The following is a 24,508-nucleotide window of genomic DNA, read 5'->3' as shown; positions in this document are numbered from 1 at the left end:
GTAGTCACAAGAACACATCTCGTGGTGCACACTCGGGGGACATGACCTTGAGCACCCCCCTGCTTGCGGCCGCTCCGCTCCTGGCCGGGCTGATCGGGCCCGCACTCCTCGGCGCGGTTCCCGTCCGCCAGCAGGCCGACCCGCCGGCCGTCGCCCCGGCCCCGCACGTCCGGCGCCTCGACGTGGTCGAGCACGTCGCCGCCCGCACGGGCGCCGACCAGCAGCGCGTGCTCGCCTACTGGACGCCGGAACGCATGGCCAGGGCCGTGCCGCTCGACCTGCCCGGCCTCGTGAAGACCGGCGGCAGGTTGCTGGACGGCGTGGCGGGGCGGGACGGCGTGCGGGCCACCCCCGACCTGTCGGGAGGGAAAGCGCTCCTGTCGATCCCGCCCCGGCTGACCGGCTCCCCGCGCCACCTGTCCGCCGGCCGACCGCGCACCAGCACGGTCGGCTCCCGCTGGATCACCGGCGGCCTGGTGGCCAGGACCACGGGCCGGGTGTTCCTGACCGTGGCGGGCAACGACTTCGTCTGCTCGGCCAGCACGATCCGCAGCGCGAACAAGGACGTCGTGGTCACCGCCGGCCACTGCGTGAAGGACGGCGTGGGCGAGTGGGCGGCGAACTGGACGTTCGTCCCGGGGTACGGGACGAACGGGCCCCACCCGTACGGCCAGTACACCGCCCGCCGCATGTTCGTCACCGGCCCCTGGTCGCGCAGCGGCGACGACAACTACGACGTCGGCATGGTCGCCCTGGCCACCTCGCGCGGCAGGCACGTGGCCGACGTGGTGGGCACGCAGGAGATCGCGTTCAACGCCAGGAGGGGCGGGCAGGCGTTCGGCTTCGGCTATCCCGCCGACCCGCCGTACGACGGGGGCCACCTGGTCTACTGCGCCGGGCGGCTGAAGAAGGACCCGCACGGCCAGACCCGCGACCAGGGCCTGGGCTGCGACATGACGGCGGGCTCCAGCGGCGGCCCGTGGATGACCTCGTTCGACACGACCACCGGCAAGGGCACGATCACGTCGCTGAGCAGCTTCAAGTACAGCGACGACAAGCGCACGATGTACGGCCCGTACTTCGGCGACTCGGTCAAGGCGCTGTTCGAGACGGCCCAGAAGGCCTAGCGGCGGGCGCCCGCGCGCCCGCCCGCCGCCGGAGGTCCGCCGAAGGGGTCAGAGGGTCAGCCCGGTCAGGACCATGACCTTCTCGTACGTCAGGTCCTCCATCGCCGAGTGCAGCCCCTCGCGCCCGATCCCCGAGTCCTTGACCCCGCCGTACGGCATCTGGTCGGCCCGGTACGACGGCACGTCACCGATGATCACGCCGCCCACCTCCAGCTCCCGGTTGGCGCGGAAGGCGGCGTCCAGCGACCGCGTGAACACCCCGGCCTGCAGCCCGTACCTGGAGTCGTTGACCATCGCGTACGCCTCGTCGATCGAGGCGGCCGGCTGCAGGATCATGACGGGCCCGAAGACCTCCTCGCACGCCACCTTGGCGTCGTGCGGCACGTCGGCGAGCACGGTCGGCGCGATCGTCGCGCCCTGCCTGGTGCCGCCGGCCAGCACCTTGGCCCCGGCGGCGACGGCCTCCTGGACCCACTGCTCGACCCGCTCGGCGGCGGCCTCGGAGACGAGCGGGCCCACCTGGGTCTTCTCGTCGGCGGGGTCGCCGGTGACGAGGGCGGACACGGCGGGCAGCAGGCGCTCGACGAACGCGTCGTAGACCGGCCGCTCGACGATCACGCGCTGCACGGCGATGCAGCTCTGGCCGGCCTGGTAGTTGGAGTAGAGGGCGACGCGCTGGGCCGCCCAGTCGAGGTCGGCGTCGGCCAGCACGACGGCCGCCGCGTTGCCTCCCAGCTCCAGCGTGACGTGCTTGCGCGGCACCTGGTCGGCGATGGCGTAGCCGACGGGGGCCGAGCCCGTGAACGACACCACCGGCAGCCGGGGGTCGAGCACCAGGCCGGAGGCGCGCTCGTTCTCGATCGGCAGCACCGAGAACATGCCCTCGGGCAGCTCGGTCTCGGCCAGGATCTCGCCGAGCAGCAGCGAGGAGAGCGGGGTGGCGGGCGCGGGCTTGACGATGACGGGCGCGCCGACGGCGATGGCGGGGGCGACCTTGTGGGCGACGAGGTTCAGCGGGAAGTTGAACGGGGTGATCGCCAGCACGGGCCCGCGGGGCACGCGGGAGACGTAGGCCAGGCGGCCGGCCGCCGCGGGCTCGGTGTCGAGCCGCTGCACGCCGCCGGACCAGCGCCGGGTCTCCTCGGCGGCGAACCGGAAGGTGGCCACGGCGCGCGCGACCTCGCCCCGGGCCCACAGGATCGGCTTGCCGTTCTCGGCCGTGATCAGCCGGGCGATCTCCTCGGCCCGCTCGGCGATCCGGCGCGAGACGTGCGCCAGGGCCTCGGCGCGTACGTGCACGGGCAGCGCGGCGGCCTGCGCGGACACCGCGTGGGCGGCCGCGACGGCCTCCTCGATCTGGGCGTCTGCCGGCACGGAGTGCCGGCCGACCTCACGGCCGTCATGGGGGTTGGTGACAGTGAGCTCGGTGTCCCCGGTCGCGGCGCGGCCGGCCAGCCAGAAGGTACGCACGTCCATGCCTCCGACGTTATGCCAAGCGGTGGCATGGGGATTTACACCACGATGCACAACAGCCTCATGAGGGCTCACCGTTAAGTACAAGCCCCGTTGTATACCCATGATGTAACAGAAGTAGACCCAATTCGGGATGTTTACCATGCGGAGTGGTTTGAGCGATCTCCGCTATGGCTAAGTCATCGATGCGGGTCTCCAGCGCGGCGGGCCCCCGATCAGAAAGGCGTGGGCCCCGTGACCGAACAACGTGAGGTCACCAGGACGCTTGGTTCCCTGGCCACCAGGGAGGTCTCATGACCTCGGCGCCTCTGGGCCTCCAGGGCGCCTACCTCATGGGTGAGCGCGCCGGGCACGACGAGCTGCGCTCGCGCCTCCTCGACGTCGCCGTCAACCTGCTGCGGACGGACGGGCCCGACAGCCTGACCATGCGCAGGATCGCCGCCGAGGCGGGCTGCACGACGACCGTGATCTACACGATGTTCGGCAACCGGGAAGGGCTGGCGGAGGCGCTCTATCTGGAGGGGTTCGAGCGCTTCCGCCGCATCCTGGAGGCCGTGCCGCAGCGCCGCAATCCGCTGGAGCACCTGACGGCGCTCGGCCCGGCCTACCGGCACGCGTGCCTGTCCGAGCCGGGCTACTACAGCCTGATGTTCGAGCGCGCGATCCCCGGCTTCGAGCCCAGCGAGCGCGCCAGGACGCTGGCCCGCGCGGCGCTCAACATCCTCGACCGCGTCATCGCCGACTGCATCTCGGCCGGCTACCTGGTCCCGACCCAGCCCCGCAAGATCGCCGACGCGCTCTGGGCGGCGGCGCAGGGGGCGATCAGCCTGGAGCGCGCCGGGCACCTGCGCGACGGGCGCACCTACGAGGCGGTGACGATGGCGACTATCTCCTGCTATCTGGTGGAGAAGCAGGGATAGCCCGGGCCGCCTGCAGCGCCAGCCACAGCTCCGCGCGCACGCCGGGGTCGTCGAGGTCGCGGCCGAGCAGGTCGGCGACGCGTCTCATGCGGTAGCGCAGGGTGTGGCGGTGCACGCCCAGCCGCTGCGCCGCCGCGTCCCAGTGGCCGTTGCTGTCCAGGTACGCGCGCAGCGACCCGACGAGGTCGGCCCGCGAGCCGTACGTGGTCAGCGGGGCCAGGATCGCGGCCGAGAACGCCTGGGCGGCGGCCGGGTCGAGCAGCCCCAGCAACCCCTGCCCGGCCAGTTCCCCGAACCTGACGACCCTTCCGGCACCGCCGCCGCCCGCTCCCGTCGCCCTGCCGCGCCCCGTGCCGTCACTCCCCGCGCCGTCACCTCCCGCGCCGTCACCTCCCATGCCGCCGTTCCCCGCGCCCGCGCCTCTCGTGCCGGCCCGGTCGCGCGCGGCTTCCAGGGCGCGGCCGGCCTGGTCGAGCGCGTGGCGCAGGGCGTCGTAACGGGACGGCAGGCTCAGACCCACCGGAGCCGCGGCCCCCGCCGCCACCTCCTCGGCCACGCCCTCGGCCGCGCCCTCCGCCACGAGCGCGACGACCGTCCCGCCGGCGCCGGACGCGCCGGGAGCTCCGGAAGCGCCGGAAGCGCCCGAAGCGCCGCAGGCCCCCGAGGCGGGCTGGGCGGTGAAGGCGCGGGGCTCCAGGGCGTCCATGGCCTCGGGACCGGCCGCGAGCACGACCAGCGGCTCCTCGGGCAGCCGCGCGCCCAGCGCCCCCAGCACGGCGCGGGCCCGCGCCCCCTCCCCCGCCAGCAGCAGCTCCAGCACGGCGGCGCGGACCCGCCGCTCGGCGGCCAGCCGCGTCCTGCCCTGCTCCATGGCCAGCGTCAGCAGCGAGCCCGCGGCGTTGATCACGGTGTGGGTGACGGGCGAGAAGGGCCGCATGGACCCGACGGCGAAGAACCCGCGCGGGCGCGCCCCGCCGCCGCCCAGCGGCTGCACGACGATGTGCTCGCCGGGCGCGGACAGCGCCAGGCTGGCCGGGGGCTCGACGGGCCGGCCGCGGCGGCGGGCCAGCTCGGCGGCCACCGCCTCCGTCCTGGCCCCGCTGGTGGCGTGCCGGACCTCGCCCGACTCCTCCAGCAGCGCCGCCCAGCCGCCGACCTCCGTGGCCAGCCGGTCGATGACCGCGTGCGTGCCCTCCGGCCGCAGCGCGGCCCGCGTCAGGCGGCCCTGGGCGGCGAAGGCGCGGCTGATCTCCTCGTACTGCTCGGCGGCCAGCAGCTCGCTGACCGCCTTGCCGACGGCGATGAACGGCGTCTCGCGCGGCACCTCCAGCAGCGGCAGCCCGGCCGCCCGCGCCGCCTCGACGAGCGCGGGCGGGATCTCCTCGTGGGAGACGCCGACCCCGAAGCCCAGCCCGGCCACGCCCCGGCGCACCAGGCGGGCCACGTAGCCCGTCAGGTCGCCCTCCAGGCGCAGGCCGGTGGTGAGCAGCAGCTCCCCGCCCTCCAGGTAGGGGGTCGGGTCGGCCAGCTCGCTGACCGCCACCCAGCGCACCGCCGCCGCCAGCGCCCCGGGGTCGGAGGTCCCGGCGACCGGCCGGAGGTTCATGCGGCGCGCGACGGTCTGGAGCGAAGGCGGCATGCGAGATTTGTCCATTCCGGCAAAGACAGGTGCTCCCAGTGTGACATATCGACGTATCGGCGCAGGTGGGAGGCCGCCGTAGCGTCTGAGCATGAGCATTCCCCAGGAGCGGCGCGTCGTGACCGCGATCCCCGGCCCCAAGTCCCAGGAGCTGCTGGCCCGCAAGCAGGCCGCCGTCCCGCCCGGCATCGGCACCACGCTGCCGGTCTTCGTCACCCGCGCGGGCGGCGGGGTGGTCGAGGACGCCGACGGGAACGCGCTGATCGACTTCGGCTCCGGCATCGCGGTGACCAACGTGGGCAACTCCGCCCCCAGGGTCGTCGAGCGCGTCCAGCGGCAGGCCGCCGACTTCACCCACACGTGTTTCATGGTCACGCCGTACGAGTCGTACGTGCGGGTGTGCGAGAGGCTCAACGAGCTGACCCCGGGCGACCACGAGAAGCGCACGTTCCTGGTGAACTCCGGCGCGGAGGCCGTGGAGAACGCGGTCAAGATCGCCAGGCACGCGACCGGGCGGCAGGGCGTCGTGGTGTTCGACCACGGCTACCACGGGCGCACGCTGCTGACGATGACGCTCACGGCCAAGAACATGCCGTACAAGCAGGGGTTCGGCCCGTTCGCGCCGGAGGTGTACCGGGTGCCGCTGGCCTACCCGTTCCGCTGGCCGACGGGGCCGGAGAACTGCGCCGAGGAGGCCGCCGAGCAGGCCATCGACCTGATCACCAAGCAGATCGGCGCGGGGAACGTGGCCGCCGTGGTGATCGAGCCGATCGCGGGCGAGGGCGGGTTCATCGTGCCGGCCAGGGGCTTCCTGCCGCGCATCGCGGAGTTCTGCCGGGCCAACGGGATCGTGTTCGTGGCCGACGAGGTGCAGACGGGCTTCGCGCGCACGGGGACGCTGTTCGCCTGCGAGGACGAGGGCGTGGTGCCGGACATCATCACCACCGCCAAGGGCATCGCGGGCGGCCTGCCGCTGGCGGCGGTGACCGGGCGCGCGGAACTCATGGACAAGGTGCACGTCGGCGGCCTCGGCGGCACGTACGGCGGCAACCCCCTGGCCTGCGAGGCCGCCCTCGGCGTGCTGGAGACCATCGAGGAGGAGGACCTGGTCGCCCGGGCGCGCCGGATCGGCGAGATCATGCTGCCCCGGCTGGAGGCGCTCAAGGAGCGCTTCGGCGTGATCGGCGACGTGCGCGGGCGCGGCGCGATGATCGCGATCGAGCTGGTCGAGCCGGGCACCAAGGAGCCGAACCCGACCGCCGTGCAGGCGGTCGTCAAGCGCTGCCACGCGGAGGGGCTGCTGGTGCTGACGGCCGGCACGTACGGCAACGTGCTGCGCTTCCTGCCCCCGCTGGTCATGCCCGAGCACCTGCTGGAGGAGGGCCTGGGCATCCTGGAGAAGGCGATCGCCGAGCTCTAGACAAACCCTACGAAACGGGCATCCAGCTTGCGCTGGATGCCCGTTTTTGTGGTGTAAACGCCCTCACTCGGGTAGAGAATTCACCCTGACTTGACGCTCAGCTAGACGCTCACGGCCGCGGTCAGGGTTATAACGGTTCCGACGTACGGAGGGGCGATGGCCACTGGGAGCGTGATGAACTGGGGTCCGACCAGAACGGCGCGGAGTATGTTGACGTTCGACCCTGAGGGCCTGACTTCGGCCCAGCGCGACGGCGACGCCTGCGTCGTCTGCCACAAGCGGTGGCCGCGCCCGCGCGTGCGGGTGGGCCGGCTGCCCGACGACGCCGCCGTTCTGGCCTGCGCCGACTGCGCCGAGGCGCTCCTGCCCGCTCCCATGGCCACCGTGGTGGCCTTCCCGTCGCGCTGACCCGGCCGCCGCTCCCGGAGGGCGGCGGCGCCCGGCACGGGGAAAGGCGCGGGACGCCTCCGGCGGGCCGGGCCCGGCCGGGCAGATGGGCGGGCCGGCGGCGCGCTCACGTCGGTCCGGCGCTCCCGCTCACTTGACGAGCTCGTGCCACCTCTTCGTCCAGGTGGCGTAGTCGGTGCATTCCCCGTCTTCCGCCCGGCAATCCCCGGGGGGCCGTACCGCGAACTCCACGCGGTCGAGCCGTTTGTCCTCCCCCATCCCGTAGGTCCGGCACATCTCCCTGGCCCGCCCCTTGCACGCCTTGGCGTTGGCCGGCGCCATGCCCGTCCAGGCCGCCGCGTCGCGCTGGGCGTCGGCCGCGGTCACCCAGTTGATCCACCGGTAGGCGCAGGTGGTGTCGGCGACGTTGGCGCCCAGCATCCAGGAGTCGAGCCAGCCGGTGGTCCTGCGCGCCGGGACGGTCTCGATCGGCAGGCCGGCCTTCTGCAGCAGCAGCCGGTGATAGGGGGTGACCTGGGCGTAGTCGAGCCTGCCGGTGGCGAAGCCCTTGACCAGGTCGACCGGGTTGCGCCAGTAGACCCGCTCCCGGTTGCGGCCCAGCAGCGTCATGACCTCGCCCAGCTCGGCCTCGCTCAGCTCGTACGGCTCCTTCGCCGACCCCTCGGCCAGGGCCGCGTCGGCGATCGTCAGCGGGCTGTCCTTGAGCGCCGCCCGGTCGGAGGCGAAGACCTGGGCCACGCCGCCGCCCCGAACCTTCGAGGAGTCGTGCACGAACTCGTGGTAGGCCCACAGGTAGGGCACCCCGTAGGACTTGCCCGACACCGTGGTCATGTCGCGGAAGCGCTCGTCGAGGCTCTTGTAGTCGCCGACCTTGGCCGGGTCGATGGGCTGCACCTGCTTGGCCTCGATGAGCCGGCCGGCCAGCGCGGGCCCGGCGGTGACCAGGTCGTAGGGCCGCTGGCCGAGCCTGCTCTCCATCTCCTCGGCCGTCTGCACGGCGTCGAGGCGGGCGATGCGGCAGCCGGTCTCCTTCTCGAAGGTGCCGACCCAGTTGACCTTGGGGCTGACGCCGCCGTATTCGGCGTAGCCGCGGTAGGTGAGGATGTGCAGCGTGCCGTCGCTCTGGGAGGCGGTGGGCGAAGGGGTCGGCGTGGGAGTCGGGCTCGGCGCGGGCCGGGCCGCGCCCACGCCGGAGACCAGCGCCGTCGCGGCGAGCGCCACGGCGTATGCACGGCGGCGATTCACGTTGTCCCCCCTTGTCCGTCTGCTGGAGCTTACCGGGGACGGGACCGCGAGGGGCGCCGGTCCCGTCCCGGCCGGGATCGCCGCTTACCCGTTCGTGGGGAAGCCCAGGTTCACGCCGCCGTGCGAGGGGTCGAGCCAGCGCGAGGTGACGACCTTGCCGCGGGTGTAGAAGTGCACGCCCTCGGCGCCGTGCACGTGCGTGTCGCCGAAGAGCGAGTCCTTCCAGCCGCCGAAGCTGTAGAAGGCCATCGGCACCGGGATCGGCACGTTGATGCCGACCATGCCGACCTCGACCTCGTTCTGGAAGCGCCGGGCGGCGCCGCCGTCGTTGGTGAAGATGGCGGTGCCGTTGCCGTACATGCCGCCGTTGATCACCTGGAGGCCCTCCTCGTAGGAGGAGACGCGCACGATCGACAGCACCGGGCCGAAGATCTCCTCGGTGTGCGTGCGGGAGCCAGCCGGCACGTGGTCGAGCACGGTCGGGCCGAGCCAGAAGCCGGGCGTGCGCGCGGCCGTGCCACCGCCCAGCACGGGCGTCTCGCGGCCGTCCACGACCAGCTTGGCGCCCTCCTCGACGCCCAGGTCGAGGTAGGAGGCCACCTTGTCGCGGTGCGCCGCGGTGACCAGCGGCCCCATCTCGGACCTGGGGTCGTCGCCGGGGCCGACGGTCAGCTTGCCGACCCGCTCGACGATCTTCTCGACGAGCTCGTCGCCGATCGGGTCGACGGCCAGCACGACGGAGATGGCCATGCACCGCTCGCCGGCCGAGCCGAAGCCCGCCGACACGGCCGAGTCGGCGACCAGGTCGAGGTCGGCGTCGGGCAGGACGAGCATGTGGTTCTTGGCGCCGCCGAGCGCCTGCACCCGCTTGCCGTGCCGGGTGCCGGTCTCGTAGACGTACCGGGCGATGGGGGTGGAGCCGACGAACGACACGGCGCGCACGTCGGGGTGCTCCAGCAGCCGGTCCACGCTCGCCTTGTCGCCCTGCACGACGTTGAACACGCCGTCGGGCAGCCCGGCCTCCTGCCACAGCCGCGCCATGAGCAGCGAGGCCGACGGGTCGCGCTCGGACGGCTTGAGCACGAACGCGTTGCCGCAGGCGATCGCGATCGGGTACATCCACATCGGCACCATGGCCGGGAAGTTGAACGGCGTGATGCCGGCCACCACGCCCAGCGGCTGCCTGATCGAGTAGGAGTCCACCCGGGTCGAGACGCCCTCGGAGAAGCCGCCCTTGAGCAGGTGGGGGATGCCGCAGGCGAACTCCACGACCTCCAGCCCGCGGGCCACCTCGCCGAGCGCGTCGGAGTGCACCTTGCCGTGCTCGGCGGAGATGAGCGCGGCCAGCTCGTCGCGGTGGGCGTGCATCAGCTCGCGGAAGCGGAACAGCACGCCCGCCCGCTTGGTCAGCGACGCGTCCCGCCAGGCGGGGAACGCGGCGGCGGCCGCCGCGACGGCCGCGTCCACGTCGGCGGCCGAGGCCAGCGCGACGTGCCCGCTCACCTCGCCGGTGGCCGGGTTGAAGAGCTCAGAGGTACGGGCGGGGTCGCCGTCCGCGAGAGCCCCGTCGATCCAGTGCTTGACGTGCTTCACTGCGCCGCAGCCTCCGCGTTGATCGTTTCCAGGGCGGTGACGATGATGCCCAGGCCCTCGGTGGCCTCCTCCACGGTGAGCGTGAGGGGCGGGGCCATGCGGATGGCCGTGCCGTACAGGCCGCCCTTGCCCGCCAGCAGGCCCGCCTTCTTGGTCTCCTCCATGAACCGGGCGGCCTGCGCCGGGGTCTCCAGCTCGACGGCGAACATCAGGCCCTTGCCGCGCACGTCCTTGACGACGGGCAGCCGGCGCGCGGCCGACTGCAGCCCGCTGATGATGATCTCCCCGGTGCGTGCCGCGTTGGCCTGGAGGTCGTGATCGAGCACGTAGTCGAGGGTGGCGTTGGCGGCGGCCATGGAGATCGGGTTGCCGCCGAAGGTGGACAGGCCCACGGCGTGCGGCGCGTCCATCAGGTCGCCGCGCGCCACGACGCCGCCGACCGCGAAGCCGTTGCCAAGCCCCTTGGCGAACGTGATCATGTCGGGGGTGACGCCGTGGTTGCCGATGCCGAAGAACGCGCTGCCGGTCCGGCCCCAGCCGGTCTGCACCTCGTCGGAGATGAACAGGATGCCCTGCTCGTCCAGCACCTCCTTGTACGCGGCGAACAGCCCGTCGGGCGGCATGGTGAACCCGCCCACGCCCTGGATCGGCTCGGCGATCAGCGCCGCCACGTCGCTGGAGACCGACGTGGCCAGCACGTGGCGCAGGTCGTCCACGCACGCCTGGATGTAGTCGGCGTCCGACAGGCCCCTGAACTGGGTCAGGTGCCGGTCGGCGCCGTGCAGGAAGTGCACGTTCAGCGGGGAGAGGGAGTTGTTCTTCCACGACCGGTTGGAGGTGACGCTGACCGCGCCGAAGCTGCGCCCGTGGTAGCTCTGGCGCATGGCCAGCACCTGGTCGCTCTTGCGCGCGTACGTGGCCAGCAGCAGCGCCGTCTCGTTGGCCTCGGTGCCGGAGTTGGTGAAGAAGACCTTGGCGTCGGGGATGCCGGACAGCCGCGCGATCTTCTCGGCCAGCTCGACCTGGCCGCGCAGCAGGTAGACGGTGCTGGTGTGCACCACGCCGGTGGCGAGCTGGCGCTCGACGGCCTCGCGCACCTCGGGCACGTCGTAGCCGATCATGTTGGTCAGGATGCCGGCGAAGAAGTCGAGGTAGCTCTTGCCGTCCGCGTCGACGACGCGGTTGCCCTTGCCGCTGACGATCTCGATGGGCTCGGTGTAGTTGAGGGCCAACCAGTTGGGCATCACTGCCCGGTGGCGCGCGAGAAGCTCCGACATGATACCGAGTATCCCTTTTCAGGTGAGGCCCTCCTATGCACAACCTGTCGGGGAGACGGCGATTTGCCTTACAGCTTGCAAATCGCCGTCCCTCGTCAGACCTTCGCCGGCTCGGGGACGGCGACCGGCGCGGCCGGGCGCAGCACGCTGACGGCCAGCAGCGCGGCGGCCACGCAGAAGGCGGCCCCGACCCACGCCCCGAGGTGCATGGCCGAGGTGAAGGCCGCGTCGGCGGCCTCGGTCAGGCCCAGCGCGTGCGCGCCGCCGATCGACTCCCTGGCGGCCGCGGGCAGGCCGGCGGGCATCTCGGCGGTGTACCGCCCGGCCAGCACGCTGCCCAGGACGGCGATGCTCAGCGCCATGCCGACCTGCTGGACGGTGTCGTTGAGCGCCGAGCCGACGCCGGCGTGGTCGACCGGGATCGCGCCCATGAGCGAGGCGTAGGCGGACGGGCCCGCCAGCCCCCCGCCCATGCCCATGATCACCAGCCCGGTGAGCAGCGGCAGGTAGCCGGTGGTCAGGGCCATGACGACGAAACCGCCGGCCATCAGCAGCAGCCCGGCCCCGATCAGCACCCGGTTGCCGAGCCTCCTGCCCAGCCCGGCGCCCACGCCGTTGAAGACGGCGGCGGCCACGGCGTAGGGCAGCATCGCCAGCCCGGCCTGCATCTCCCCGTAGCCCAGCACGAACTGCAGGTACTGGGTGAGCATCAGCATCACCGCGCCCGCGCCGAACGACATGAGCAGGATCGAGAACGACGCCCCGCTGAAGTTGCGGCTGGCGAACAGGTGCAGCGGCAGCATCGGCTCCGCCCGCCGGCGCTCCCAGACCACGAAGGCGGCCAGGCTGACGACGGCCAGCGCGATGACGGGGAGGTTCCACTCGCGCTCGATGACCACGTAGACGGCCGCGGTCAGGCCGACGATCGACAGCACCACGCCGACCGGGTCGATCGAGCGCGCCGGGCTGCGCGTCTCGGGCATGAGGACGAGCGCGGCCACGACGGCGACGGCCGCGACGGGGACGTTCAGCAGGAAGATCGAGCCCCACCAGTAGTGCTCCAGCATGAAGCCGCCCAGGGTCGGGCCCGACACCATGCCGACCAGGGCCACCGCGCTCCAGGCCGCCATGGCCTTGCGCCGCTCGGCCTCGTCGGCGAAGACGGTCATGAGGATCGACAGCGTGGAGGGCATGACGAGCGAGCCGCCGACGCCCATGAGGAACCGGGCACCGATGAGCTGCCACGGCTCGGTCACCAGGACGGCGAGCAGCGACGCGCCGCCGAAGAGGATCAGGCCGATCACGAGGAGGCGGCGGCGGCCGTACTTGTCGGACAGGCTGCCCGCGGTGAGCAGCAGGCCGGCGAAGGCCAGCACGTAGGCGTCGATGATCCATTGGATGTCGGACGGGGTGGCGCCCATCTCCTGGTTCAGCGACGGGATCGCCAGGTTCAGCACGGTGTTGTCGATGACCAGCACCAGCAGGGCCAGGCACAGGGCGGCGAGAATCCACCATCGACGCGGGTCTCGTACGGTGTTCGAGTTCACTCGCACACCGTACGACAAAACTCGCACACTGTGCGAGTGAGTTTATTCTTGGCCCATGACAGGCAAGACGTTCTCCTCCGTGTGGCTGCGCGAGCCCCGCAAGCCCACCAGTCCGGGCCGCAGCCGAGAGGAGATCGTCAGGGCCGCGGTCGAGCTGCTCAACGAGGAGGGCCTCGACGGGCTCAGCATGCGCAAGCTCGGCGCGAAGCTGGGCGCGGGGGCCACCAGCCTCTACTGGTACGTCGCCAACAAGGACGAGCTGCTCGAACTCGTCTACGACGAGGTGTGGGGCGAGATGAGGGTGCCCGACGCCGACGAGGTGGGCTGGCGGGAGGCCGCCTCCGTCCTGGCCCACAGCATGCGCCGGGTGATCCTCGACCACCCGTGGGCGGCCGACCTCATCGGCCGCCTGCCCGCGCTCGGCCCCAACGCGCTCCACGTCGCCAACGAGATGCGCAAGATGTTCAAGCAGGCCGGCTTCACCGGGCTCGACACCGACTACGCCATCGCCACGCTGACGGGCTTCATCTTCGGCATGACGATCCCCGAGGTCGCCTGGAACTCCACGTCGGGCCACGAGCAGGTCGACCTCGGGGAGATGCGGTCGCTGCTCCTCCAGGTCGCCCGGAGATTTCCGCACATGCGGGAGGGCTTCGAGCTGGCCGAGATGGAGGATCCGCGCGTCGTGCGGGCGGTCGCGTTCGACTTCGGGCTCGTGTCGGTGCTCGACGGCCTTGAGCGGCGGCTGGCGACATAGCAGGATCCCAGGCATGAGCGATTTCCGTGCCGCCCGCGACTTCCTGCTCGGCGCCGACGCCGCCGTCGCCCGCCGCGACTTCCGCTGGCCCGAGCTCGACACGTTCAACTGGGCGCTCGACTGGTTCGACGGGGTCCTGGCCGCCGAGACCCCCGACGCCGTCGCTCTGCGCATCGTGGGCGAGAGCAGCGCCACCTACACCTTCGCCGCCCTGTCGGCCCGCTCCAACCAGGTCGCCAACTGGCTGCACGAGCAGGGGGTGCGCCGCGGCGACCGGATCCTGCTCATGCTGGGCAACCAGGCCGAGCTGTGGGAGTCGCTGCTGGCCGCGATGAAGCTGGGCGCGGTCGTCATCCCGGCCACCACGCTGCTGACCGCCAAGGACGTCGCCGAGCGCGTCGAGCGGGGCCGGGTCTCCCATGTCATCGCCAACGCCGCCGACGCCGGCAAGTTCCGGGCCGGCGCGTACACGAGGATCGCGGTGGGCGACGCCTACAACTGGCTGCCCTACCACGACGCGCGCCACGCCGGCGAGAGCTTCACCCCCGACGCCCCGACGCGGGCCGGCGATCCGCTGCTGCTCTACTTCACCTCCGGCACCACCTCCCAGCCCAAGCTGGTCGAGCACACCCACGCCTCCTATCCGGCGGGCCACCTGTCCACGATGTTCTGGATCGGGGTCAGGCCGGGCGACGTGCACCTCAACGTGTCGTCGCCGGGGTGGGCCAAGCACGCCTGGAGCAACGTGTTCGCCCCCTGGAACGCCGGGGCCACCGTGCTGGTCCACGACTACCGGCGCTTCTCCGCGCCGGCGCTGCTGGAGGTGCTGCGCGACGAGCGGGTCACCACGTTCTGCGCCCCGCCGACCGTGTGGCGCATGCTCATCCAGGAGGACCTGGCCGCCTGGAAGCTGCCGCTGCGCACGGCCGTGGCCGCGGGCGAGCCGCTCAACCCCGAGATCATCGACCAGGTGAGCAAGGCGTGGGGCCTGACGGTCAGAGACGGGTACGGCCAGACCGAGACCACCGCGCAGATCGGCAACGCGCCGGGCGAGCCGGTCCGGCCGGGGTCGATGGGGCGGCCGCTGCCCGGTTACGAGGTCGTGCTGATCGATCCGGTGTCGGGGGTGCGGGGCGACGACGGGGAGATCTGCCTGCCCCTGGACGACCGCCGCCCCCTCGGCCTCATGTCCGGATATGTCGGTGGATCGGGGGAAGCGATGCGTGACGGCTTCTACCACACCGGCGACGTCGCCACCCGCGACGCCGACGGCTACATCACCTACGTGGGCAGGACCGACGACGTCTTCAAGGCCTCCGACTACCGCATCTCGCCGTTCGAGCTGGAGAGCGTGCTGCTGGAGCATCCGGCCGTGGCCGAGGCCGCCGTGGTGCCCGCCCCCGACCCGGTGCGGCTGGCCGTGCCGAAGGCGTACGTGACGCTCTCCCCCGGATTCGAGCCCGGCGAGGAGACGGCCCGGTCGATCTTCGCGCACTGCCGGGGGGAGCTGGCGCCGTACAAGCGGGTGCGGCGGCTGGAGTTCGCCGAGCTGCCGAAGACGATCTCCGGCAAGATCCGCCGCGTTGAGCTGCGCGTACGCGAACCGCGGCAGGAATACCGCGAGGAGGATCTCAATCCGTGAAAAGGGTGCAAAGTGTAAGACGGCCTATGGCCCTTCTTACAAGATGATCGGCTAGGCTCTGCCCCGTGCTGCCCACCATCGCCGACGTCCTCGCCCTGGAGACCGTGCGCCGGGGCAGCCCGCGCGTGGTCGCGGGCGCCGACCGGCTCGACACCAAGGTCCGGTGGGTGCACGTCGGCGAGATCGCCGACATCGCCCACCTGCTGCGCGGCGGGGAGCTCGTGCTCACCACGGGAGTGGCCCTGCCGGAAGACCCCGAGAAGCTCGCCGACTACATCGGCGAGCTTTCTTCGGTGGGGGCCTCCGGCCTCATCGTGGAGCTGGGCCGCCGGTTCGTCCGCGAGCTGCCCCGGGCCGTGGTCAAGTCCGCGGAGGAGCACGGCCTGCCGGTCATCGTGCTGACCCGCGAGACGCCGTTCGTGCAGATCACCGAGTCGGTCCACGCGCGCATCATCGACATCCAGCTGGAGGAGCTGCGCGCCTCCGAGCAGCTCCACGAGGTCTTCACCGAGCTGTCGGTCGAGGGCGCCTCGCCGGCCGAGGTGCTGGCCCAGGTGTCCCGGCTGTCGGGCCGGCCGGTGCTGCTGGAGAACCTCGCCCACCAGGTGCTGGCCTGCGAGTCCGCCGGGCGCGACGCGGGGGCCCTGCTGGCGGGGTGGGAGACCAGGTCGCGGGCGGTCGCGCCGGCCGAGCGCACGGCGTACGATCCGGCCGCCGGCTGGCTGGTCACCATGGTCGGCGCGCGCGGGCAGGACTGGGGGCGGCTCATCCTGCTCTGCGACGCGCAGCCGTCGCCGCGCGACATGGTGCTGGCCGAGCGCGCCGCCACCACGCTCGCGCTGGGGCGGCTGCTGGAGCGCCACCAGGAGTCGCTGGAGCGCCAGGCGCACGGCACGATCATCACCGGCATCCTCACCCACGCCTACTCCGACCCCGAGGAGGCCGCCGCCCGCGCCCGCGCGGTGGGCGTGCCGCTCACGGGGCGCAAGCTGGTCAGCGTGGTCATCAGGCCGACCGAGCACATCGACCAGGCCCTCGACGGCCAGGCGCAGCTCGGCGAGCTGGCCGAGGCCACCGCCGCCGCCTGCCGCGACGCCCGCCTGCCCGCCCTGGTGGGCGCGCTCGACCAGGAGCGGGTGGGGGTGCTGCTGCCGCTGCCGCCGCGCACCCAGGCCGAGCCCGCGCTGACCTCGCTGGCCGAGCGGCTGCGCATCCTGTGGGGTCCCGGCTCGGCGTTCGTGCTGGCGGCCGGCTCGGTGGTCGAGTCCATCAGAGACGTGCGCCGCAGCTTCCTCGAAGCCGAGCAGGTGGCCGACGTGGCGGTGCGCCAGCCCGACGGCCGGCCCTTCTACCGCCTGCCCGACCTGCGCCTGCGCGGCCTGCTCCACCTGCTGCGCGACGACGCGCGGTTGCAGACGTTCGCCGAGCGGGAGCTGGGCCCGCTGCTGGCCCACGACGCGCAGCGCGGCGGCGACCTGACCCGCATCCTGCGCGTCTACCTCGACTCGGGCCGCAACAAGGCCGTCGCGGCGCAGAAGGCCCACCTGTCCAGGCCGGCCTTCTACGACCGGTTGCGCCGCCTCGAACGCATCCTCGACACCGACCTCGACGACGTCGAGTCCTGCCTGTCGCTCCACGTGGCGCTGCTGGCGCTCGAGTCCTTCCGCAGGGAGAGCCGCTGATGTGCTGGAATGGGCGATATGTCTGATGTGCTGATGCCCGACGTGGCCGACCTCGGCCGCATGCTCGCCACCGCGGGAGCCTTCGCCGTGCCCGTCCACGACGTCCGGCTGACCCCCGACGCGCTCGCCCCCGAGCAGATCGTCGCCGGCGACCCCGCCACATCGTCCCTGGAGCTCGGCGGGGGGCGGGGCATCTGGGAGATCACCCCCGGCGTGGTGACCGACGTGGAGAGCGACGAGATCTTCGTCGTGCTGTCGGGCCGGGCCACGATCGCCGTCGAGGGCGGCACCACGATCGAGGTGGGCCCCGGCGACGTGTGCCTGCTGGCCGAGGGCGCCAGGACGACCTGGATCGTGCACGAGACGCTCCGCAAGGTCTACCAGACCCGCACCCCCACGACGTAGCCCACCCGGGCCGCGAGCGCCGGGGTCACTGTCAGAAGCCCATGGCGGACCGCACCTCCTCCAGGGTGCGGGCCGCGCGCTCGCGGGCCCGCTCGTTCCCCTCGGCCAGGACCCGCCGCGCGTCCGCCTCCGACAGCTCGGCCCTGCGCTTCCTGATCGGCCGCAGGAACTCGTTGACCGCCTCCGTCACCACCCGCTTGAGCGTGGCGGCGCCGCCGTCGCCGATCTCCTCCGCCAGCTCGCGCGGCGTCCGGCCCAGGCACAACCCGCCCAGCGTGAGCAGGTTGGCCACCTCGGGCCGGCGCTCCTCGTCGAAGGTGATCAGCCGCTCGGAGTCGGTGCGGGCCTTGCGGATGAGCGCGGCGGTCTCGTCCTCGGTGGCCGAGAGCGCGATCGCGTTGCCGCGGCTCTTGCTCATCTTGCCGCCGTCGAGCCCCTTGAGCAGCGGCTGCGCCCCCATCATGGCCTCGGGCAGCGGGAACACCGGCCCGTAGCGCTCGTTGAAGCGGCGCGCGACCAGCCGCGCCACCTCCAGGTGCGGAAGCTGGTCCTTGCCGACGGGCACCAGCGTGCCCTTGCAGAACAGGATGTCGGCCGCCTGGTGCACCGGGTACGTGAACATCAGCCCGCTCACCGCCCGCTGCGAGCTGTGCGCGATCTCGTCCTTGACCGTCGGGTTGCGCCCCAGCTCGGCCACCGACACCAGGCTCAGGAAGGGCAGCAGGAGCTGGTTGAGCTCGGGGATCGCGCTGTGCTGGAAGATCGTCGCTCTGGCCGGGTCGATGCCGGTCGCGAGCTGGTCGAGCACCAGCCCGGTGGTGTGCCGCCGGATCTCGCCCGGCACGTCGCGATCGGTGATCACCTGGTAGTCGGCGACCAGGACGTACAGCGGAAGACGGCCCTGCAGCTCCACCCGGTTGGCCAGCGAGCCGAAGTAGTGACCCAGGTGCAGCGGACCGGTCGGGCGGTCGCCCGTCAGGACCACGTCGTTCATCTTTCCTCTCCTGAAGGGATCATGCCGTCCCGGGAGAGGAGCACCGCTTGGCAGGGCCGTCACCGGGACGGCCCATGCACGTGGAACTAGCGGCCGTCGAGCGGCCGCCACCACATGCGGAAGCGAGTCATACACCCACTGTACCGGTCCGTTGTGTCAATCTCGTAACCTCTTTGCTCCTTCGGCGCGTTCGCCTGCCCCGGCGACCATGATCTCGCCACTATGGTGCGGTCCCTTTTCCGCCCTCTGGAGAGTTCATGTCTCGACGCACCCTCGCCGGCGGCCTGGCCATGGCCGCGGCGCTCACCCTCACCGCGCTGCCCGCGACAGCGGAGCAGCGGTCGGTGGGGTTCCCGTCGGCCAGGTTCCCGCTGGGCGCACGGCCCGTGCCGGCCAAGACGACGACGACGGTCGCACAGGGCATCGACCTGTACGACGTGAAGGCGGGCACGTCGACCGACGGCTACACGGTGACCGTCCTGATGCCCAGCGGCCGCGACTACGGCACGCTGCCGACGGCCGAGACCAAGGCCGCGGAGGTGGAGGCCGCCGGGGAGACCGCCAGCCTGCAGAAGGTGATCCGGCCCAGCGTGGCCGACGCCCCCTCCCAGACCGTCTACATGGTCCGCGTCGGCCTGTGGCCCCTGAAGGACAAGAAGAAGGCCGAGGAGACCGCCGAGACGCTCAAGGAAGCCGGGCTGAAGGTCAAGGTCGACTACCTCGGCGACGACGGGCTCAAGACCACCGGCCCCTGGAACGTCAAGGTCGCCATGATCGACGCCAGGACGTTCCGCGGCTCGTACGCCGCCTCGCTCGGCGCCAGCGTCGCCAAGCGGGAGACCGTCTCCTCGATGGCCAAGGCCCGCAAGGCCCTGGTCGGCGTCAACGGCGGCTTCTTCAACATCCACACCGCGAAGGAGCTGCGCGGCGAGCCCCTCGGCGCGTCCGTGGTCGGCGGCAAGCTGCTCAGCGAGGCCGTGCCCGGCCGCTCGGCCGTGGTGCTCAAGGGCCGTACCGCCAAGATCACCGAACTGAAGACCGACGTCACCGCGATCTCGCAGGACGGCGAGCGGGCCGAGGTCAACGGCATCAACCGCGCCGCCGTCGCCGACGAGCTGCTCCTCTACACCGAGGAGTACGGCGCCAAGACCCCCACCGGCGGCACCGACGCCGTCCTCGACGCCAACGGCAAGGTCGTGGAGCTGCGCGCCTCGGGCGGCGCCGTGGCCGCCGGGACGCGGGTGCTGCACGGCAACGGCGTGGCCGCCGACTGGCTCAACGAGCACGCCTGGCAGGACTGGACCGTCCGGATCGACACCAAGATCGTGGACCTGCGCACCAAGCGGGCCGTCAAGCTGACCCCCGACCTGAACGTGGTCGCCGGCGGCGTCGGCCTCGTCCGCAACGGCAAGGTGAAGATCACCGCCAAGCGCGACGGGCACGACTCGATCAACATGATCCTGCGCCGCCACCCGCGCACCCTCCTCGGCACCACCAAGAACGGCAGCCTGATCCTGGCCACCATCGACGGGCGGCAGCCCGGCGTCACGGTCGGGGCGAACTTCGTGGAGGCGGCCCAGTTCATGCGCTGGCTGGGCGCCACCCAGGCGATCAACCTGGACGGTGGCGGCTCGACGGCGATGGTGGTCGGCGGCAAGCTGGTCAACCGCCCGTCCGACGGCGCCGAACGCGCGGTCGGCGACGCCCTCCTCGTCCTGCCCCAGTGATCCACCCCCAGGGGGCCCCGCACCGCCGTCCGCGGGCCCCCTGGGACTCCTCGCCTCTTACAGGGACCCGTGCCACCATGCGCGGGTCCCTTTCTCATCGGACCGGCGCCGGCGCGGGCGCGGCGGTCCCGGGTCAGGCCCGGCGGGCCCAGTGGTCGAGCTGCTCCCTCGTGGTGCGGGTCGCCGGATGGCCGGGGCCGAGCACCCGCTCGCGGACGGGCAGCAGCGCCGCGCACAGGTCGCGGGCCGCCGCCGGGTCCCCCGCCCGCCCGGTCCAGTAGGCCAGGTTCGCGCGGGCGGTCAGCGTGTCGGGGTGCTCGGGGCCGGAGGTGCGCTCGCGCAGGGGCAGCAGGGCGGCGTAGGCGTCCCTGGCCGCCGCCGGGTCGCCCAGCTCACCGATCCAGCGGGCCAGCTCGTGCCGGATCGTCAGCGTGTCGGGGTGCTCGGGCCCGAGCACCCGCTCGCGCACCTCCAACAGGGCCGCGTACTGGTCGTGCGCCGCCGCCGCGTCGCCGGCCCGGCCGCTCCAGTACGCGAGGTTGTGCCAGGTGATCAGGGTGTCCGGATGCTCGGGACCGAGAACCCGGCCCCTGACGGGCAGCAGCGCCTCGAACTGCTCCCTGGCCGACTCCGGGTCCCCCGCCCGGCCGGTCCAGTAGGCCAGGTTGTGCCGGGTGGTCAGCGTGTCGGGATGCTCGGGGCCCGAGAGGTGCTCCCGGCGGGCGAGCAGCTCGGCGTACTGGTCGCGGGCCGAGGCGGCGTCCCCCGTCTCGCCCGTCCAGCGCGCCAGCTCGTGGCGGGTGGTCAGGGACGCGGGATGGCCGGGGCCGAGCACCCGCTCGCGGACGGGCAGCAGCGCCGCGTAGTGGTCGCGGGCCGCCGCCGGGTCCCCCGCCTGCCCGGTCCACTGGGCGAGGTTGGCGCGGGCGGTCAGCGTGTCGGGATGGTCACGGCCCTGCACGCGCTCCCGGATCGGCAGCAGCGCCGCGTACTGGTCCCGCGCCGACGCCGCGTCCCCCAGCTCGCCGGCCCAGCGGGCCAGCTCGTGCCGGATCGTCAGCGTGTCGGGGTGGTCGGGGCCGGACACCCGCTCGCGGACGGCGAGCAGCGCCGCGTACTGGTCCCTGGCCGCCGCCGCGTCGCCCAGCTCGCCCGTCCAGCGCGCCAGCTCGTGCCGGTTGATCAGCGTGGAGGGGTGCTCGGGGCCCTGCACGCGCTCCCGGATCGGCAGCAGCGCCGCGTACTGGTCGCGCGCCGCCACCGGGTCGCCCGCCTGGCCGGTCCACTGGGCCAGGTTCGCCTGGGTGATGAGGGTGTCGGGATGCTCGGGGCCGGACACGCGCCTGCGGATCGGCAGCAGCGCCGCGTACTGGTCGCGGGCGGCCACCGCGTCGCCGGCCTTCCCCGTCCACTGCGCGAGGCTGTGGCGGACGGTCAGCGTGTCGGGATGCTCCGGGCCGAGCACCCGCTCGCAGATCGGCAGCAGCGCCGCGTACTGGTCGCGGGCCGCCGCCGGGTCGCCCGCCTCACCGGTCCACTGGGCCAGGTTCGCCCGTACGGTCAGGGTGACGGGGTGCTCCGGGCCGAGCATGCGCTCCCGTACGGGCAGCAGGGCCGCGTACTGCTCGCGGGCCGAGGTGGCGTTGCCGGCCTCACCCGTCCACTGGGCCAGGTTCGCCCGCGCGGTCAGGGTGTCCGGATGCTCCGGGCCCTGCACGCGCTCCCTGATGGGCACCAGTGCGGCGTACATGTCCCTGGCGGCGGCCGCGTCGCCCAGCTCGCCCGTCCACCGCGCCAGCTCGTGCCGGATCGTCAGCGTGTTGGGGTGCTCGGGCCCCTGCACCCGCTCGCGCACCGGCAGCAGCGCCGCGTACTGGTCCCGCGCCGACGCCGCGTCCCCCAGCTCACCGGTCCACCGGGCCAGCTCGTGCATGATCGTCAGGGTGATCGGATGCTCCGGGCCCGCCTGGCGCATCCGGATGGGCAGCAGCTTCGCGTACTGCCGCCGCGCCGACGCCGCGTCCCCCAGCTCGCCCGTCCACCGCGCCAGCTCGTGCCGGGCCGTGAGCGTGGACCGGTGCTCTGCCCCCAGCTTCTCGGTGAGCGCGTCGCAGATCTCCTGGAACAACCACCGCGCCGTACGGTAGTCGCCGCTCGCCCCCAGGTACTGCGCCGTCTTGTCCATGCCGGGCGCGATCGGGGTGAGCGCGGTGAGGAGGTGCGGCAGCAGCTGGGCGTACCGGGGCCAGGCCGCCGCGTCGGCCGGGTCGTCGGGCAGCGCCGACTCCAGCAGCACGGCGGCGGCGTCACGCCAGTGCCGCTGCTCGTGCGGCGCGAGCTGGTCGAGGGTGACGGCCTGGACGAGGCGGTGCACCGAGACCGTGCCCCGCACCGGCTGGCCGATCAGGCTGTGGTCGCGCAGCGCGCGGACGGCCGCGTTGATCGTGATCGGGTCGCCCGGCAGCTCCCGCAGCACGGCCAGCGCCCCCAGCCAGGGACGGAAGTCGCGCAGCCGCCGCACCGGCGAGCCCGGCAGCCGCCCGTACACCCGCCACCGCCGCACGTCCGCGCCCAGCACCTCGCGCGGCGTCCGCCACCCGAGCTGCGACAGCAGCAGCTGGTACGGGATCGCCTCGTCCGAATAGCAGGCCAGCACCCGCAGCAGCGCGATGGCCCGCGGATCGGTGCGCTCCACGTGCTTGAACGCCAGCCGCCAGGTCGTGGTGACCCGCTCCTCGTATCCCCACGCGTGCCCCTGGGCGAGCAGCTCGGCCCGCCGGTCGTGCAGCAGGTCGAGGTAGTCGGCCAGCGCCAGCCCGGTCTCCGCCATGAACGCCCCGGCCTGCTCCAGCGCCAGCGGCAGCGCGCCCAGCTCGGCCACCACGGCGGAGGCCGCCGCCCGGTCCGTCTGCCCCGACCGCGCCAGCACCAGCGCCACCGCCGGCCCCGGGTCCAGCACTGGCAGCTCCAGCCCCTGCTCGCGCGGCCAGTTCCCGGAGCGGCTGGTGATCAGCACGTGCCCCGGCCCCGCCGGCGGCAGAAAGGGACGCAGCGCGTCGGGCTCCGGCGCGTTGTCGAAGATCAGCAACCACGCCTCGGTACGGGCGGCGAGCGCCGCGTGCACCTGGTCCACCGGGTCGGCCGCGTCCACCGTCTCCCGTAATCCCAGCAACGCCGCCAGCCGGGCGAACCCGGCCGACAACACCGCCGGGTCCGCCGCGGGCACCTGCCAGACGAGCCGGTAGTCCTGCTGGTGGCGGTGGGCGTACTCCAGGGCCAGGCTGGTCTTGCCCACGCCGCCCATCCCGTACAGCACGACCACGGTCGGCCCCGGCCCTCCCCCGGTGAGGCGTGCCCGCAACTCGGCGACCATCTCGTCCCTGCCGAGCAGCCGGGGCGGCCGGGGCGGCAGCTGCACGGGGCGGGTGGACACGGGGGGACGCGGCGGCAGATGGAGGTCGCCGGCGACGTCGACCCGGCCGACGGTCACGGCGGTGGAGCTGTCCCCCGTCATCGCCACCCCGGTGTTGTCCCCACCGACCTCGATGGAACGCTCCACATCCCCCCGCGCCCGCCCTCTTCTCCCTCTTTCCCGTGCAGCGTCAGGCGTCCTCTCGCTGTCATCCTCCCTACGACCCCCACCCCCTTCACTCACAGACTCTCTGCCGCCCCCAGCTCCCTCACTCCCACCCGAACCATCCCCACGCCCCTCTCCAACCCCGCCGCGCGGCGCCTCGCCCTGTGGCGCCTCGCCCTGCGGAGCCGCGCCCTGTGGAGCCTCGCCCCGTGGATCGCCGCCGGGACCGCCCCCCGCCCCCGAGCCCGCGCTCCCACCGGAGCCTGTGTCCCCATCCGAGAGCGGGCTCCCGCCTACGCCGGTCAACGTGCCCGGACCGGCGCCCTCACCGGCTCCGCCCGCGATCCCAGGGTCGCGAGCCGGGTCGGGGCCGGTTCCGGTGAACGCAGCAGGCCCGTCAGGGGCGTGCGTGGGGCCGAGACCGCCCGGGGTGAGCGCGGAAGGCTCCCCCTGCGGCGTCTTCACCTCGATGCGGCGCCAGGCCAGCGCCAGTACGGCCGTCACCAGCAACCCCATGACCCCCAGCCCGACGCTGAACAGGCTGTCCTGCTCGTCCAGGATCACGAGCAGCGTGCCGGGCATGCCCAGCACATCGAAGAAATAGTCAGCCGCTCCCGCCGCGACCAATGTGAGCGAAACCGGCATGAGCGTCCAAGCCAGAACACGCGACCGCCGGCGATTACGCCGAGCCGGGCCGGAAGCCGAACCTGGTGAGGAGGGAGCCGTCACCATTCCAGAGTGGCGGCCTCACCTGACGGCTGCCACCGAAACATCGTCATGCCCGGTAAGCGCCCTATGCACCTCACCAGAAACCGAAAAGAATCCCCGACACGTGAACACCGAACACCGATGAAGCCGCCCGACACCTTCACCCGAAACGCAGAAAGCACCCCCGCACGCACGCCACAAACCCCCGCACGGCAGCACCCAAACGCCGAAAGCCCCCCCCCCGGAAATGCAGAAAGGCCCCGACGCGCGGCGTCGGGGCCTTTCCAAAAATTGTCCGGCGGTGACCTACTCTCCCACACCCTCCCGAGTGCAGTACCATCGGCGCAGAGAAGCTTAACTTCCGGGT

At 72.8% G+C, this 24,508-nt stretch carries 17 protein-coding genes and 1 rRNA gene; 9 read left to right on the top strand and 9 right to left on the bottom strand.

Features of this window, described 5'->3' with window-relative positions; all coding sequences use genetic code 11:
* Positions 1–41 precede the first annotated feature (41 nt).
* On the top strand, positions 42–1,127 hold the full coding sequence (locus tag IO39_RS40660) for a trypsin-like serine peptidase (protein ID WP_043635953.1): 1,086 nt from the start codon (positions 42–44) through the stop codon (positions 1,125–1,127).
* A gap of 48 nt (positions 1,128–1,175) precedes the next feature.
* Here the strand turns inward: IO39_RS40660 and IO39_RS40655 are convergent, their stop codons facing one another.
* Positions 1,176–2,603, bottom strand: a complete 1,428-nt coding sequence (locus tag IO39_RS40655; RefSeq protein WP_043635950.1) for an aldehyde dehydrogenase family protein — start codon at positions 2,601–2,603, stop codon at positions 1,176–1,178.
* A gap of 290 nt (positions 2,604–2,893) precedes the next feature.
* On the opposite strand from IO39_RS40655, the gene IO39_RS40650 reads away from it, so the two are divergent.
* A complete protein-coding gene (locus IO39_RS40650; protein ID WP_052424016.1) occupies positions 2,894–3,520 on the top strand; it encodes a TetR/AcrR family transcriptional regulator in 627 nt (208 codons plus the stop codon).
* Here IO39_RS40650 and IO39_RS40645 read toward each other — a convergent pair.
* Positions 3,486–5,159, bottom strand: a complete 1,674-nt coding sequence (locus IO39_RS40645) for a PucR family transcriptional regulator (protein WP_043635947.1) — start codon at positions 5,157–5,159, stop codon at positions 3,486–3,488. The two genes, IO39_RS40650 and IO39_RS40645, sit on opposite strands and share 35 nt — an antisense overlap.
* A 91-nt stretch (positions 5,160–5,250) precedes the next feature.
* Here IO39_RS40645 and gabT point away from each other — a divergent pair, with 91 nt between their 5' ends.
* Both gabT and IO39_RS40635 read left to right on the top strand, forming a co-directional pair.
* Entirely contained in the window at positions 5,251–6,579 is a 1,329-nt protein-coding gene (gene gabT, locus IO39_RS40640) for a 4-aminobutyrate--2-oxoglutarate transaminase (protein WP_043635945.1), read from the top strand.
* Positions 6,580–6,786: 207 nt separating this feature from the next.
* The gene (locus IO39_RS40635; RefSeq protein ID WP_084774397.1) at positions 6,787–6,987 is read left to right on the top strand and encodes a hypothetical protein; all 201 of its coding nucleotides are present in this window, start codon (positions 6,787–6,789) and stop codon (positions 6,985–6,987) included.
* A gap of 129 nt (positions 6,988–7,116) precedes the next feature.
* Here the strand turns inward: IO39_RS40635 and IO39_RS40630 are convergent, their stop codons facing one another.
* From IO39_RS40630 to IO39_RS40615, 4 genes are all read right to left on the bottom strand, one after another.
* The gene (locus tag IO39_RS40630) at positions 7,117–8,232 is read right to left on the bottom strand and encodes an extracellular solute-binding protein (protein WP_169789209.1); all 1,116 of its coding nucleotides are present in this window, start codon (positions 8,230–8,232) and stop codon (positions 7,117–7,119) included.
* Positions 8,233–8,316: 84 nt separating this feature from the next.
* Complete coding sequence (locus IO39_RS40625; RefSeq protein WP_043635939.1) at positions 8,317–9,825, bottom strand: CoA-acylating methylmalonate-semialdehyde dehydrogenase; 1,509 nt, start codon at positions 9,823–9,825, stop codon at positions 8,317–8,319.
* A complete protein-coding gene (locus IO39_RS40620; protein WP_043635936.1) occupies positions 9,822–11,102 on the bottom strand; it encodes an aspartate aminotransferase family protein in 1,281 nt (426 codons plus the stop codon). Before IO39_RS40620 ends, IO39_RS40625 begins: the two co-directional genes overlap by 4 nt.
* 95 nt (positions 11,103–11,197) lie before the next feature.
* Complete coding sequence (locus IO39_RS40615; protein WP_043635933.1) at positions 11,198–12,649, bottom strand: MFS transporter; 1,452 nt, start codon at positions 12,647–12,649, stop codon at positions 11,198–11,200.
* Positions 12,650–12,704: 55 nt separating this feature from the next.
* On the opposite strand from IO39_RS40615, the gene IO39_RS40610 reads away from it, so the two are divergent.
* The 4 genes from IO39_RS40610 (at position 12,705) to IO39_RS40595 (ending at position 17,135) form a co-directional block, all read left to right on the top strand.
* Positions 12,705–13,406 (top strand): TetR/AcrR family transcriptional regulator, encoded by a 702-nt coding sequence (locus tag IO39_RS40610; protein WP_043635930.1) that lies wholly within the window; start codon positions 12,705–12,707, stop codon positions 13,404–13,406.
* 13 nt (positions 13,407–13,419) lie between these two features.
* Positions 13,420–15,048, top strand: a complete 1,629-nt coding sequence (locus IO39_RS40605; RefSeq protein ID WP_043635927.1) for an AMP-binding protein — start codon at positions 13,420–13,422, stop codon at positions 15,046–15,048.
* A gap of 65 nt (positions 15,049–15,113) precedes the next feature.
* Entirely contained in the window at positions 15,114–16,730 is a 1,617-nt protein-coding gene (locus IO39_RS40600) for a PucR family transcriptional regulator (protein WP_043635925.1), read from the top strand.
* A gap of 18 nt (positions 16,731–16,748) precedes the next feature.
* Positions 16,749–17,135, top strand: a complete 387-nt coding sequence (locus IO39_RS40595; RefSeq protein WP_084774394.1) for a cupin domain-containing protein — start codon at positions 16,749–16,751, stop codon at positions 17,133–17,135.
* 31 nt (positions 17,136–17,166) lie between these two features.
* On the opposite strand, the gene trpS is transcribed toward IO39_RS40595, so the two are convergent.
* A complete protein-coding gene (trpS, locus tag IO39_RS40590) occupies positions 17,167–18,129 on the bottom strand; it encodes a tryptophan--tRNA ligase (protein ID WP_084774392.1) in 963 nt (320 codons plus the stop codon).
* 257 nt (positions 18,130–18,386) lie between these two features.
* Here trpS and IO39_RS40585 point away from each other — a divergent pair, with 257 nt between their 5' ends.
* Entirely contained in the window at positions 18,387–19,856 is a 1,470-nt protein-coding gene (locus tag IO39_RS40585; protein ID WP_043635920.1) for a phosphodiester glycosidase family protein, read from the top strand.
* Positions 19,857–19,989: 133 nt separating this feature from the next.
* Here IO39_RS40585 and fxsT read toward each other — a convergent pair whose 3' ends face one another.
* On the bottom strand, positions 19,990–23,415 hold the full coding sequence (fxsT, locus tag IO39_RS40580) for an FxSxx-COOH system tetratricopeptide repeat protein (RefSeq protein ID WP_043635917.1): 3,426 nt from the start codon (positions 23,413–23,415) through the stop codon (positions 19,990–19,992).
* A gap of 1,019 nt (positions 23,416–24,434) precedes the next feature.
* Positions 24,435–24,508, bottom strand: a 5S ribosomal RNA gene (gene rrf, locus IO39_RS59955); the annotation flags it as partial.

Source organism: Nonomuraea candida, assembly GCF_000725485.1.
GTDB lineage: Bacteria > Actinomycetota > Actinomycetes > Streptosporangiales > Streptosporangiaceae > Nonomuraea > Nonomuraea candida.
This window is presented reverse-complemented; position numbering and strand designations above follow the sequence as displayed.